This window comes from Collinsella aerofaciens, from assembly GCF_032584215.1.
In the GTDB taxonomy this organism is placed as follows: Bacteria; Actinomycetota; Coriobacteriia; order Coriobacteriales; family Coriobacteriaceae; genus Collinsella.
This window is the reverse complement of the sequence record NZ_JAWHPN010000030.1, coordinates 22015-34692: the sequence shown is the minus strand read 5'-3', so window position 1 is coordinate 34692 and position 12678 is coordinate 22015. Positions and strand designations below refer to the sequence as shown.

At 61.6% G+C, this 12678-nt stretch carries 11 protein-coding genes; 5 read left to right on the top strand and 6 right to left on the bottom strand.

Annotation, left to right across the window (positions count from 1 at the left end):
* Positions 1 to 194: 194 nt before the first annotated feature.
* Positions 195 to 527 (top strand): IS3 family transposase, encoded by a 333-nt coding sequence (locus tag RX395_RS08630; protein ID WP_316366944.1) that lies wholly within the window; start codon positions 195 to 197, stop codon positions 525 to 527.
* Between the two features lie 176 nt (positions 528 to 703).
* Here RX395_RS08630 and RX395_RS08625 read toward each other — a convergent pair whose 3' ends face one another.
* The 3 genes from RX395_RS08625 to RX395_RS08615 form a co-directional block, all read right to left on the bottom strand.
* Positions 704 to 2152: a PTS transporter subunit EIIC gene (locus RX395_RS08625; protein ID WP_316366940.1), complete on the bottom strand. Its 1449-nt coding sequence runs from the start codon at positions 2150 to 2152 to the stop codon at positions 704 to 706.
* 31 nt (positions 2153 to 2183) lie between these two features.
* Positions 2184 to 3614 carry a 6-phospho-beta-glucosidase gene (locus RX395_RS08620; protein ID WP_316366935.1) on the bottom strand — a complete coding sequence of 477 codons (1431 nt, stop codon included), beginning with the start codon at positions 3612 to 3614 and terminating at the stop codon, positions 2184 to 2186.
* 122 nt (positions 3615 to 3736) lie between these two features.
* A complete protein-coding gene (locus RX395_RS08615; RefSeq protein WP_316366930.1) occupies positions 3737 to 4468 on the bottom strand; it encodes a DMT family transporter in 732 nt (243 codons plus the stop codon).
* Positions 4469 to 5297: 829 nt separating this feature from the next.
* Between RX395_RS08615 and RX395_RS08610 the strand changes: the two genes are divergently transcribed.
* The 3 genes from RX395_RS08610 to RX395_RS08600 all read left to right on the top strand — a co-directional run bounded on the left by RX395_RS08610 (position 5298) and on the right by RX395_RS08600 (position 7521).
* Positions 5298 to 5840, top strand: coding sequence for a DJ-1 family glyoxalase III (locus tag RX395_RS08610; protein WP_316366925.1), 543 nt, complete (start codon positions 5298 to 5300; stop codon positions 5838 to 5840).
* Positions 5837 to 6418 carry a Maf family protein gene (locus RX395_RS08605; RefSeq protein WP_316366920.1) on the top strand — a complete coding sequence of 194 codons (582 nt, stop codon included), beginning with the start codon at positions 5837 to 5839 and terminating at the stop codon, positions 6416 to 6418. The genes RX395_RS08610 and RX395_RS08605 overlap by 4 nt, the downstream gene beginning before the upstream one ends.
* 101 nt (positions 6419 to 6519) lie before the next feature.
* Positions 6520 to 7521, top strand: coding sequence for a P1 family peptidase (locus tag RX395_RS08600; protein WP_316366917.1), 1002 nt, complete (start codon positions 6520 to 6522; stop codon positions 7519 to 7521).
* Positions 7522 to 7897: 376 nt separating this feature from the next.
* On the opposite strand, the gene RX395_RS08595 is transcribed toward RX395_RS08600, so the two are convergent.
* Together RX395_RS08595 and glf are read right to left on the bottom strand one after the other, a co-directional pair.
* The gene (locus tag RX395_RS08595; RefSeq protein WP_316366912.1) at positions 7898 to 8929 is read right to left on the bottom strand and encodes a glycosyltransferase family 2 protein; all 1032 of its coding nucleotides are present in this window, start codon (positions 8927 to 8929) and stop codon (positions 7898 to 7900) included.
* Positions 8922 to 10124: a UDP-galactopyranose mutase gene (glf, locus tag RX395_RS08590; protein WP_316366908.1), complete on the bottom strand. Its 1203-nt coding sequence runs from the start codon at positions 10122 to 10124 to the stop codon at positions 8922 to 8924. The genes RX395_RS08595 and glf overlap by 8 nt, the downstream gene beginning before the upstream one ends.
* Before the next feature lie 231 nt (positions 10125 to 10355).
* Between glf and pta the strand changes: the two genes are divergently transcribed.
* Entirely contained in the window at positions 10356 to 11336 is a 981-nt protein-coding gene (gene pta / locus RX395_RS08585; RefSeq protein WP_316366907.1) for a phosphate acetyltransferase, read from the top strand.
* Between the two features lie 98 nt (positions 11337 to 11434).
* Here pta and RX395_RS08580 read toward each other — a convergent pair whose 3' ends face one another.
* Complete coding sequence (locus tag RX395_RS08580) at positions 11435 to 12613, bottom strand: acetate/propionate family kinase (RefSeq protein WP_316366906.1); 1179 nt, start codon at positions 12611 to 12613, stop codon at positions 11435 to 11437.
* Positions 12614 to 12678: the final 65 nt, after the last annotated feature.

The following is a 12678-nucleotide window of genomic DNA, read 5'->3' as shown; positions in this document are numbered from 1 at the left end:
AGGCGAGCAACTCGTCCGGTCTCGGGCGCATCGCCCCTTGCCGGATTCAGATTCGACAAGGGGCGACCATTGTGCAATCGCAAGAAGATGACGGGGCGGAATGTCAATCCTGGTCTAACAGAGCCTTATTTAATCCCCGTCCCGAAATTGAACCGCCCCCTCATTTCTTGAACATTAGAAATGGGGGCTTCTTTATGGACGGGAGAGTCAGGCACGACGCCACGCTGAGGACTCTTGCAACAGAGCTTTGCGACAGGGGGTACGGGCGCGCCGAAGGCCGGCGGGAGGCCGAAGGGTGCCCGGACCCGGCCGGGGCCGGCGGCGTGCGAGGGCAAGCTCATGCGACGGAGCTGCTGCCGGGGCGCCTGAAGGACGAATTCTACAGGAACCGGACGTGGCGGAGCTTCGAGGAGTTCAAGCGGGACCTCGAAGCCTATACCGTTCACTGGAACAAGAGGAGGAGGCGGGCTAAGCAAAAGGGGCTGACCCCGGAGGAGTTCCGGAATCAGTCCCCATGTGCGGCATAGGCCGCTAATTGACCCGTCCAAGTATCGGGGCGCAGTTCATTTCAGCGCCGCCCGAGAAAGCTAAACGCCTTCTGGCAGGTTGTCCCGGGCCGAGGGCGGCCACCTTGATCGCCCTCGGCCCTCACCCACCTCAACTGCTCCTCAATTACATGGAGCTGGTCGAGAAGAGGCGCAAGCTAGCGGGCGCCTTCCTCTTCGTCGTTGGGCCGGTAGGTGATGAACTCGATAACAAAGGCCAGGACGGCAGAGACGAGCGAGGCGATGATCGCGAAGATCATGTGAGAGATCCCGGCGCCACCAGGGGTCCCGTCGATGAAGTTGAGCAGGTTGAAGACGCCGAGGCCGCCCGAGATGTACATGAGGGCGCCCGTCATTCCCACGATGGCGCCGCCAACGGCGGAACTCAGGCATGCCACGACGAATGCGCGCTTGTTGGGCAGGGCGATGCCGTAGATGCCCGGCTCGGTGACGCCGAAGAAGAAGGCGGAGATCATCGCGGGAAGGGCGATGCCGCGGAAGCGCTCGTCCTTGTTTCTGAGGTACATGGCAAAGATGACCGCTCCGAGCGCGAACCCGTGGCCGATGGTGGCGGCGAGCACGCTGTCGTGGCCGAGGGTGTTTAGGTTCATGATGGAGATGGGGATGAGGCTCCAGTGGAAGCCAAAGATGACGAGGCACATCCACAGTCCGCCGACCAGGGCGCTGCCCAGGACGGAACCAACCACGGGAAGCTGGAAGATGAACGAGAACGCCGCGCTCAGCAGGTTGGTGATGAGGGTGGCCACCGGGCCGATGACGAGGTAGCCCAAGACGATGGAGACCGTCATCGTGGCGAGCGGGACGAGGAACATCTTGAGCGCAGTCGGCATCCAGCTCTTGAGCCAGCGCTCAAGGATAGAGCCGAACCACACCATGAGAAGGACAGGGATCACCGAGCTCACGTAGCCGGACACGGGCATGATGATGGGGACCCCGAGGGCGGTGGCGTACCACGAGAACGTGCCGGCCACGCCGAGGTCGATGCTGCCGAGCGCCTCGCCCGAGGTCAGGGCGACCATCGTCGGGTAGAGGAGCGCCACGCCGATTGCCACGCCGGTGAACTCGTTCATGCGGAACTTGCGCGCGGCACTGAACGCCAGGGCGACGGGAAGGAAGTAGAAGAAGCCGTCAGCCACGGTGTAGAGCAGCGTGTAGAGGCCGTCGTTTCCAAAGGCCGGGACGAAGTAGGTGATGAGGGCAAGCAGTCCCTTCATGATGCCTGCGGCGGCAAGCGGTCCCAGGATGGGCTGGAAGATGCCAGAGATGAGGTCGATGACGACGGAGGCAACGGTCTTATCGCCCTGGGGCTCGTCGTCGGCGCTTGCGCCGCCCGAGAAGCTGCAGGCCTCCAGGACCGCGTCGTAGACGTCCTCGACGATGTTACCCACGACCACCTGGTACTGGCCGTTGGCCTGGATGACCTGGATAACGCCCTTGAGGGCCTCGATCTTGGCCGTGTTGGCGCGGGACTCGTCCTTGAGCTTGAAGCGCACGCGCGTGATGCAGTGCGCGACGCTGGCGACGTTCTCGGCGCCGCCTACGTTCTCGAGTATGGATCTGGCCAGATCGTCGTATTTTTCAGCCATTATTTTCTCCTTAGCGATATTGCCCAGGCGGCTAGCCCAGGTCGCCTCCGTTGGTGGCGATGGCCTGTTGGTACCAGTAGAAGCTCTTCTTGCGCCTGCGCTCGAGCGTGCCGTTGCCCAGGTTGTCGCGGTCCACGTAGATGAAGCCGTAGCGCTTCTCCATCTCGCCGGAGCCCGCGCTCACGAGGTCGATCGGCCCCCAGGTGGTGTAGCCGAGCATCTCGACGCCGTCCTGCTCGATGGCGTCGCGCATGGCCTCGATGTGCTCGCGCAGGTAGGCGATGCGGTAGTCGTCCTCGATCGTGCCGTCGGGAAGCACCTCGTCATAGGCGCCGAGGCCGTTTTCCACCACAAAGAGCGGCTTCTGGTAGCGGTCCCAGAGGTCGTTGATCGTGATGCGAAACCCCAGCGGGTCGATGACCCAGCCCCAGTCGCTCGTGCGCACGTAGGGGTTCTCCACGCCGGCGAAGGCGTTGCCCTCGGCGACGCCGCCCACGGAATCGGGGTCGCCCGCGGTGCAGCGCGAGGAGTAGTAGCTAAACGAGATGAAGTCGACGGTGTTCTCCGCAAGGATGCGCTCGTCCTCGGCGGTCATGCCCACGTCGATGCCCTCGCGCTCGAGCATCTTGAGCGCGTAGCCGGGGTAGTGCCCGCGTGCCTGCACGTCCACGAAGAAGAGGTCCTCCTGGTTCTTGACCTGCGCTGCGCGGACGTCCTCGGGACGACAGGAGTAGGGGTAGTAGCTTCCCGCGGCGAGCATGCAGCCTACCTTGTTCTCCGGGTCGACTTCGTGGGCGATCTTGGTGGCCCAGGCGCTCGCCACGAGCTCGTTGTGCGCGGCGCGGTACTCGGCCTCGCGGGCATTCTCCCCGGGCTCGAGGACGATGCCGGCACCCATGAAGGGACGGTGCAAGATCATGTTCATCTCGTTGAACGTGATCCACCAGCGCACGAGGCCGCGGTAGCGGTTGAAGAGCACCGTCACAAGCCGCTTGTAGAGCTCGATAAGGGTGCGGTTTCGCCAGGCGCCGTACTTCTTGACGAGGTGGATGGGGCAGTCGAAGTGCGTGATGGTCACGAGGGGCTCGATCCCGTGCTCGCGGCAGCAGCGGACCACGTCCTCGTAGAAGGCGAGCCCGGCCTCGTTGGGCTCCTCCTCGTCGCCGTTGGGGAAGATGCGACTCCAAGCGATGGAGAGGCGAAAGACCTTAAAGCCCATCTCCGCGAAGAGGGCTATGTCCTCGCGGTAGTGGTGGTAGAAGTCGATGCCCGTCTGGGCCGGGTAGTAGTACCCGGGCTCAAAGTCGAGCATGCGCCTCAGGCCGCGACTCACGTCGTTGCGCTCCGGCCCGTGTGGGATGACGTCGACATTGGCAAGGCCGCGGCCGCCCTCGTCATAACCTCCCTCGCATTGGTTGGCAGCGGTAGCTCCTCCCCAAAGGAACCCTTTTGGAAATGGCATAGTGCCTCCTTCTCTCTGGCGCCCCCATCTCTGCGGGGGACGCTTTATAACGTCCTTGCGACCTCACGCGCCGGGCCCGTGGCCCTTTCCCTGATGCGCGCGGGCCGCCTGTGAAGGGGTGACTAGCTGACGGCTTGTCCTGCGGCGGCGCGACGTGCCTCCCGGCCTCCAAGCAGGGAGGGGACCTGCGCCAGGCACACGCCGGCGAGGATGATGGCGACGCCCAGCCACTCGACGACGCCGAGCGGCTCGCCGAGGACAATCATGGCAATGAGCAGGCCGGCGGGGAGTTCCGCGGCGGCCATGACAGTGGAGAGGCCCGCGGGCAGGTGCGGAGAGCCCATGCCGAAGAGCAGGACCGGGCAGAGCATGCCAAAGAAGCCGGCGATGACGGCAAAGGGCAGGATGCCCTGGGCGAGGACGCCCGAGACGACGTAGTCCGGGCACACCGTGAGCGACATGACCACGGAGCCCGCGCACACGATGACGCCACGCTGCTCGGACGAGCAGGGGGCCTCGACCTTGCCGGAGAGGGTGACAAAGAGGGAGCAGGACACGGCCGCCCCCAGCGCGCAGAGCAGGGCCACGGGGTCGTACCCGGTGATGCCGGTCTTGTAGACGCCGCTGGCGAACACCGTTCCGAAGACGATGACCAGGGCGGAGGCCACTTGGAGGACCCTCGGCGGTCGGCGCGTCATGACGGTCTGCCACAGGAGCCCCAGCCACGTGAACTGGAAGAGGAGCGTGAGCGCCACCGGGGCGGGCAGCACGCTCATGGCGTAGCAGTAGAGGATTGAGGTGAGGCAGGTGAGGGCTCCCAGGCCCATGAGCTTAAGGGCGAGCTTCCAGCCCACGCGCTGCCAGCGGTGCCCGAGTGCGTGGCCCGCGAGTGTGGCGAGGGCGAAGAAGAGGCAGCCGAACCACGCCTGGCTCGCCACCACCTGCGCCGAGGTGAAGCCCGCGGCGTAGGCGAGCTTGTAGGTCGTGGCCATCGCGCCGTAGCAGGCGCCGCCCGCAAAGACCTGGAGCGCCGCCTTGGCCTGTCCCACGCCCGTGGCTCCTGCCCCGGCGGCCTGTTGCTTGATTGTGTTTGTTCCTGCCATTAGGCTCCCTTCCGTCTGCTGTCTTACAGATGCACGTCTCGTGCGTCTGTTCCCTGCAGTCGGAAGGTGGGCTCGTGCGGTCTTCTGGCGGTGCATGTGGTACCTGCTGCCAAGACGAAAAAAGCCACGCAACCGACTGCTCGGTTGCGTGGCAAAAAGGTGGCTAGCGCCCAGAAAAGTCCACGCGTTTTTAGACTGGGACAAAGTACTACAACAGGTGAGATTCCGTCAAGAAAAAACCGAGGAAAAAAGTGAGCCTCTGCCCGCCGTACCTATGGCAGTCGTTCCCCAAACGGGGCGGTGCTGTTGGGGACTGTCTCGATCTGTAACAGTAAGACCCGGTTTTGGTCCGTAGATGTTACAGATTTAGACGTTTTGTCGGGGCGGTTTCCGTTTGTCTTGAACTGTAACAGTTAGGGTCAAAAGTGGGTCTAGATGTTACAGATTGAGATTGTTGAGGATGGGTGAGGATAGCTAATTCGGACGGGGCTATTTTAAACATTGGGAAATCGAGCGTGGCAAGCGGAGGTCTTCGGGGTATAAGACGGCTAATTGTATGCCGCCTATGAAAGGAACCCTCATGCCCAGCGTTGCCGTTCTCGCCGCCGATGGCTTTGAAACTATTGAGTGCTTGACCATGGTCGATGTCATGCGTCGCGGCGGCGCGCGTGCCACGCTCGTCTCGATTATGCCCACGCGTGAGGTCGTAAGCTCGCTGCAGATCCCCGTGACCTGCGATGCGCTCTTTGATGAGATCAACTTTGACGAGTACGACTGCGTCGTGCTGCCCGGCGGCCTGCCCGGTGCCACCAACTTGCGCGCAGATCAGCGCGTCTGCGACGTGGTCTGCGAGTTCGCCGCGACCAAGCACGTCGCCGCCATCTGCGCCGCCCCGTTTATCCTGGGCGAGCTCGACCTGCTCGAGGGGCGCCATGCCACGTGCTTCCCTGGCTTTGAGAAAAGTTTCCCCGAGGGCGCCTATACCGGCGAGAAGGTTACGCAAGACGGCAACATCATCACCGCCAGCGGCATGGCCCAGTCGCTCCCCTTTGCGCTTGAACTGCTGCGCACGCTCGCCGGCGACAAGGCTGTCGAGAAGGTCGCCGAGGGCATCCAACTATGATTTTGGCTTCGCAATCACCGCGCCGCATCGAGTTGATGCGCGAGGCAGGGTATGACATTCGCGTGATTCCCGCAGATATCGACGAGACTCCCTTCGACGGCGAGGCCCCGCTCACGCTTGTCGAGCGCTTGGCACGCGCCAAGGCGGCTGCCGTTGCTGCCGAGTATGCCGAGCCCAATGAGCTGACGGTCGCGGCCGACACCATCGTCACCTTTGACGGCAAGATTCTGGGCAAGCCGGCAACCGAGGACGTGGCGCGCACCATGCTCCGTGAGCTTTCGGGCCGCACGCACCAGGTCGCAACCGGCGTCTGCATCGTTAAAGCCGGCGACGTTACAGCCCCGCATGCCGCCGAGAGCCTATCCTTTGTCGATGTGACCGACGTGACGTTCTACGAGCTCACCGACGAGCAGATCGAGCGCTACGTCGCCTCGGGTGAGCCCATGGACAAGGCCGGCGCCTACGGCATTCAGGGCACAGGCGGACGCATGCTCGTGCACGATATTTCGGGCGACTTCTATAACGTGGTGGGCCTACCCATCGCCCGCGTCGCGCGCGCGATTCAAAAACTCTCGTAATTGCATCTGGCGCTGGGTATTCCCCAGCGCCTACAATTTTGGCGTACCGTACGGATCCCGACCGGGCACAAGGCGCGGCGGAAAACCGATAGGAGTAAAACATGGATACACTGCTCGAGACCATTGACGTCTGCGATGTCGATGGCTTTTGCTATGGCAACTATACGGACGAGGAGGCCGGCACCGGTTGCACCGTAATCGTGGCACCCGAGGGCGCCACCGGCGGTGTTGACGTTCGCGGCGGTGCTCCCGCTTCGCGCGAAACCGACCTGCTGCGACCTGAGAACACCGTCGACAAGGTCCACGCCGTCTGCCTTTCGGGCGGATCAGCCTTTGGCCTCGAGGCTGCAAGCGGCGTCGCTCGCGAGCTTGAGAGCCGCGGCATCGGCCTTCCCGTCGGCCCCACGCAGGTGCCTATCGTGTGCTCCAGCTGCATCTTCGACCTCGCCTTTGGTAACCCCACCGTTCGCCCCGACATTGAGGCCGGCATCGCCGCCGTGCGCGAAGCACTCGACAACACCCCCACCAAGCTCGAACAGGGCAACGTGGGCGCCGGCACGGGCGCTACCGTGGGTAAGCTCATGGGCCCCGCTACCTGCATGAAGGCCGGCCTTGGCGCTGCCGCTTTGGCTCTCGGCCCCATCAAGGTGGGCGCCGTGGTCTCGGTCAACGCCTGCGGCAACGTTGTCGACCCCTTCACCGGCGAGTGGGTCGCCGGTATGCGCGCCGCAGCCGATAGCGACCAGATCGTCGACATGGAACTCGCAGCCTTTGCCGCCGCCGGATCCATGCAGATGCCGCTCGACCGCACCAACACCACCATCAGCTGCATCGTCACCAACGTGGAACTCACTAAGGCACAAGCCACCAAGGTCTCCCAGATGGCCGCAGACGCCTACGCACACGCCATCCGTCCCACGCACACCACCAACGACGGCGACACCATCTACACCCTCGCCAGCGGCAAACTGGGCGCCCAGGCAAGCGCCACCGTTCCCCTAGACCTGTTGGGCATGCTCGCCGTAAGGGCCTTACAGACCGCCATCGTAAACGGAGCAAAAACCGCCAAAACCTCCCACGGCATCCCCGGCGCCGCGAAGTAACCCCACTCGACCGTCGGTCGGAGGCGGGCGGGCGTTACGTTTGCTGCTCTACAGTCCTATGCAAGACGAAGGCCACATTAAGTGGCCTTCTTTGCATGCGGAACTCGCGACAAACGTAACGCCCGCCCGTCTCCGACCGACTAACAACTAAGATCTTTTCAGCCCAGGCCCCTGTGTACCGCGCGTCGAAGATCTTCAAATTCAAATAACCTGACAATCGATTCTTATAGCAGAGGCCCCTTGGCCTTTAGTTTGATACAAGTTCCGCACGAGCCGGAAAGCACTTAATGTGCTTTCCGTGCGAGCAGGACTGTTCGCAGTAGCAAACTAAAGGCCAAGGGGCCCAGTCAACCTATCAGCAACGATTACTCAGCAGCTAGTTGAATTTGAAGATCTTTGAGGCAAGACGGTATAGGCCGAGTGTGGTTTTGTCACCGGCACGACCGCGCAGATTGGTGAAGAACCCGACCACGCCGTAGCGGGCACGACGATACATGCGCTCGTCGTAGGCCTTCAAATCATTCCACAGCGTCTTTAGGCGCTCGTCGGCGCAATCTTCCTCGGAAAGCTTGGTGAGCACCGAGCAGATCGCCATCATCATGGTGAAATAGCCCATCATGTACGAGCGCAGACGCGACGACTCAACATCGCTGTACAGGTGGTACGACTCCATCATGATGCGCGTCACACGGAACTGCTGGTCCAGACGCTTGACCATCGTGGCCTCCTTGACACTCTGGCCCTCGCGACCGATAAAGTAGCGATAGAGGTCGATGTCGGCGTAGTACATGGTCTTGCAACGCGGCAGCGGCACGTAGGCGTAGATGTTGTCCACATAGAACGTGTGCGGCGGCATGGGAAGGTTGGACTCGCGCAGCACATCCGTGCGATAGCACAGGCTGTGCATGAGTAGGTTCTGGTCCAGGCGGAAATGACCGATCTGATCCCAGGAAAAGATCTTCTTGCGCGGCAGGGCAAATTTGTAGCCAATAGCGGTATGCGTGCCCTCGTAAACCTTCTCGTACACGTAGTTCGAGATAAACAGGTCAACGCGCTGGTCGCGCTCCTCAAAGCCACGCAGAATCGACAGCATGGTCGAAAGGGCAGCGCCGTCAAGCCAGTCGTCCGAATCAACAACCTTGTAGTAGGTGCCCTGTGCCTCGCGCAGACCCGAAAGGACGGCAATACCGTGGCCGCCGTTCTCCTGGTGTACCGCTCGAATGATACCGGGATAACGCGCCTCCCACTCATCGGCCTTATCGGCCGTCTCGTCCTTGGAGCCGTCGTCCACCACGATAATCTCGATATCGGTGGCGTAATTGCTCCCCTCCAAGATGGAGGTGATGCAATGGTCCATGTCCTTGGCGGCGTTATACGAGGGAATACCGAATGTTATGACTTTATGCATGGCAGGCGATAATCTCATCCGAAAGATCGAGGGCGGAATTGGTCACAGCGTCCATATCGTAGTAACGATACTCGGCCAGACGACCCACCGGGTGGAAGTTCGTCAGGTTCTGGACGCGCTCAAGATAGCGCTCATAGAGCTCACGGTTCTCGGGCTCAAGAATGGCGTAGTACGGCGTCTCGCCCGAGCCGGGCGTATAGGCCTTGGAATACTCCTTCATGATGGTGGTCTTGCCGGGCAGGGTCTGACCGGTCATGTTCTTGAACTCGGTAATGCGCGTGTAGTCCTCGCTCGTGGTGTAGTTGACGGTGCCCACGGGCTGGAACTGGTCCATATCGAGCGTCTCGAACTTCATGTCGAGCGTGCGGTACGGTAGCGCGCCCAGATCGAGATTGAACAGCTCATCGAGCGGACCGGTGTAGACGATCTCGCCACCATAGACCTTGCCGTCGATCTTGACGGTAGTCTCGTCGATTTCAAAGAGGTCACGGGCGTCCACGTCGCAGAACACGTCGATCAGGTCGTGGTCGAGCATGTGCTCAAAGAGCGCCGTGTAGCCCTCCTGCGGCATGCCCTGGAAGGGAGCTTGCGGGAAGTAGCGGTCATCATCGCCCACAAAGACGGGAACGCGGCCGGTGATCGAGGGATCGATCTGATCGGGCGTCTGGCCCCACTGCTTCATGGTGTAATGCAAAAAGACGTTCTCGTAGACGTAATCGGCGACCTCGGCAAGATCCGGGTCGTTCTTCTTACGCAGCTCCATAATGGGCACCTTGACATCCTTGCCAAAGGTCTCCACGAGCTTCTGATACAGCTCCTCGCCGCGCTCGTCACCAAAGGCGAGCTTGAGACTCGCATGGTTGAAGGGCACGGGCATAAGGGTACCGTTGATGTTGGCGAGCACCTTGTGCTGATAATCCGTCCACTTGGTAAAGCGCGACAGGAAATTGTGCACGCGCTCGTTAAAAGTGTGATAGATATGCGGACCGTACTCGTGGATCAGGATTCCGGCCTCGTCAGTGCAGTCATAGGCATTGCCCGCAATGTGGCTACGGCGCTCCAAAACGGCAACACGATAGCCGATGGTCTCGGCAAGACGGCGGGCGCAAACGGCACCGGCATATCCAGCACCGACGACAATCATGTCGTACGCGCCGGCGTTAAAGCCTTCAGGCAGGCCTGAGGTAATCTGCATCGATACTCCTTGTCAAAAGCCACGGGCTCGTTAGCTGGGCTTTTCTCGAACATTCTTCGAGACATATTTATCAGAGCGATTATAGCGCTAATGCGTCCTATAATGAGCTTGCCACACAAGGAAAGCTCAAGCACCGCGGCGTACATAATTGAAAGGTAAACCCGCTAGCAGCGGGTTTATTCGTGAACAGCCGGGTGCCTGGAGCTTAGCGAAACGCTTGTAAGGAGTAACATGAGCGATTTCCTAAACCGTATGAAGTCTGCCGCCAAGGCCGACCTTAAGACGATCGTCCTGCCCGAGGGCGAGGATCCGCGCACTATCGTCGCGGCCACCAAAATCATCGAGGAGGGCCTGGCAAAGATCGTCATCCTGGGCAACCCCGACGAGATCAACGTTCCCGGCGCTACCGTCATCGACCCGCGCAATGCCGAGAAGCACGAGGAGTACGCGCAGAAGTTTGCCGAGCTCCGCGCCAAGAAGGGCGTTACCATCGAGCAGGCTCGCGCCCAGGTGATGGACGCCACCTACTTTGGCACCATGATGGTCAAGATGGGCGATGCCGACGGCCTGGTCTCCGGCGCCTGCCACTCCACCGCCGACACCCTGCGCCCCGCGCTTCAGATCCTCAAGACCGCCCCGGGCACCAAGCTGGTCTCGGCCTTCTTCGTGATGTGCACCGACACCCCGCAGTTCGGCACTGACGGCACGCTGATCTTCGCCGACTGCGGCCTCAACATCAACCCGTCCTCCGACGAGCTCTCCGAGATCGCCATCGCCTCCGCTCACTCCTGGTCCACCTTCATGGGCAACGTTGAGCCGCACGTGGCCATGCTCTCCTACTCCACCATGGGCTCCGCTGGCGGCGAGGTCGCCAAGAAGGTCCAGGAGGCTGTGAAGTTCTGCACGGAGAAGGCTCCCGAGCTCGCCATCGACGGCGACCTGCAGCTCGATGCCGCTATTGTCCCCACCGTCGCCCAGCTCAAGGCTCCCGGCTCCTCCGTTGCCGGCAAGGCCAACGTGCTCGTGTTCCCCGACCTCGAGGCCGGCAACATCGGCTACAAGCTGGTCCAGCGCTTCGCCGGCGCCGACGCCTACGGCCCCATCCTGCAGGGCATCGCCAAGCCGGTCAACGATCTGTCGCGCGGCTGCTCTGCTGACGACATCGTGGGTGTCGTGGCCATCACCGCCGTCCAGGCTCAGATGGCTGAGTAGCGCACATATCCCCTCGGGACAGGAATTTCCACCTGCTAGCAAAAAGGCCTCCGGAGCTGTTGCTCTGGAGGCCTTTCGTTTACTTGCAAATGCGCGCGTTAGTTGTTCTTGGTCAGGCGCTCGACGTCGTGGGCGATCATGTATTCCTCGTCGGTGGGGATGACCATAACCGTGACGGAAGAGCCGGCGGCGCTGATGACCTGTGGGCCGTTGCCCACGGCCTCGCGGTTCTTGTTGTTGTCGATGCGCACGCCCAGCCACTCAAAGCAGTCGCAGAAGGCCTTGCGGATCGACCAGTCGTTCTCGCCGATGCCGGCGGTAAAGGTGATGGTGTCCACGCCCGCCATGGAAGCGATCATGGAGCCGGCCTGCTGCATGGCCTTATAGGCGAACATATCGAAGGCGAGCAGGCAGCGCTCGTCGCCCTCGGAAGCGCGCGTGCGGATGTCACGGGCGTCGTTGGAGATACCCGAGATGGCAAGCAGACCGGACTGCTTGTTCATCATGTCGTCGACTTCCTGGTAGCTGTAGCCGCCCTCGCGCTGCAGGTAGCACACCGTAGCCGGGTCGATAGAGCCGCAGCGGGTTCCCATCATCAGGCCGTCAAGCGGCGTGAGGCCCATCGTGGTGTCGCGGCACACGCCGTCCTCAATGGCGGCAAGCGAAGCACCGTTACCCAAATGGCACGAAAGCAGACGGTGGCAGCGCGAACCCAGGATCTCCTTGGCCATCATCCACTCATAGCGGTGGCTCGTGCCGTGGGCGCCGTACTTGCGCACGTGGTACTTGTCGCACACGTCCTTGGGCAGCGCGTAGGTATAGGCGACCTCGGGCATGGTCATGTGGAACGAGGTATCGAAGACGGCGACGTTGGGCAGCTCCGGATACTTCTCGCGGCAATACTCGATTGCTGCGGCCTCGCCGTAATTGTGCAGCGGGGCGAGCGGGGCCACCTCGAGAATCTTAGTCATGACCTCGTCGTCGACGACCGCGGAATCATCGAAGTGCCAGCCGCCCTGAACGATGCGATGCCCAATGCCATCAATCGTAAAGTCGGTCTTCTCGAGCTCCTCGAGCACGCGAGCGATAGCAGAGCGATGATCGGGGAAAGGGACCTCCTCGGTTTGCTTGGCGCCACCGTTCTCGGAGTGACCAAAGATGCCCATGTCCGATCCGATACGCTCGCAGTTGCCCTTGGCGAAAACCTTGCGGGTATCGGTATCCAAAAGCTGATATTTAAGGCTTGAGCTGCCGGCGTTGACAACAAGTACGTTCATGAGACTCCTTCGCAGTGCAATACGGTCGACGCAGGCCCCTTAAGGCGGCCGCATTTTAATAAGAA

Excerpts from the sequence above, each read along its gene's own strand:
- RX395_RS08580 (WP_316366906.1), bottom strand. The coding sequence starts at position 12,613 with ATGAACGTACTTGTTGTCAACGCCGGCAGCTCAAGCCTTAAATATCAG.
- RX395_RS08625 (WP_316366940.1), bottom strand. The coding sequence starts at position 2,152 with ATGGCTGAAAAATACGACGATCTGGCCAGATCCATACTCGAGAACGTA.
- RX395_RS08620 (WP_316366935.1), bottom strand. The coding sequence starts at position 3,614 with ATGCCATTTCCAAAAGGGTTCCTTTGGGGAGGAGCTACCGCTGCCAAC.
- glf (WP_316366908.1), bottom strand. The coding sequence starts at position 10,124 with ATGCAGATTACCTCAGGCCTGCCTGAAGGCTTTAACGCCGGCGCGTAC.
- RX395_RS08600 (WP_316366917.1), top strand. The coding sequence starts at position 6,520 with ATGGATACACTGCTCGAGACCATTGACGTCTGCGATGTCGATGGCTTT.
- pta (WP_316366907.1), top strand. The coding sequence starts at position 10,356 with ATGAGCGATTTCCTAAACCGTATGAAGTCTGCCGCCAAGGCCGACCTT.
- RX395_RS08630 (WP_316366944.1), top strand. The coding sequence starts at position 195 with ATGGACGGGAGAGTCAGGCACGACGCCACGCTGAGGACTCTTGCAACA.
- RX395_RS08610 (WP_316366925.1), top strand. The coding sequence starts at position 5,298 with ATGCCCAGCGTTGCCGTTCTCGCCGCCGATGGCTTTGAAACTATTGAG.
- RX395_RS08605 (WP_316366920.1), top strand. The coding sequence starts at position 5,837 with ATGATTTTGGCTTCGCAATCACCGCGCCGCATCGAGTTGATGCGCGAG.
- RX395_RS08595 (WP_316366912.1), bottom strand. The coding sequence starts at position 8,929 with ATGCATAAAGTCATAACATTCGGTATTCCCTCGTATAACGCCGCCAAG.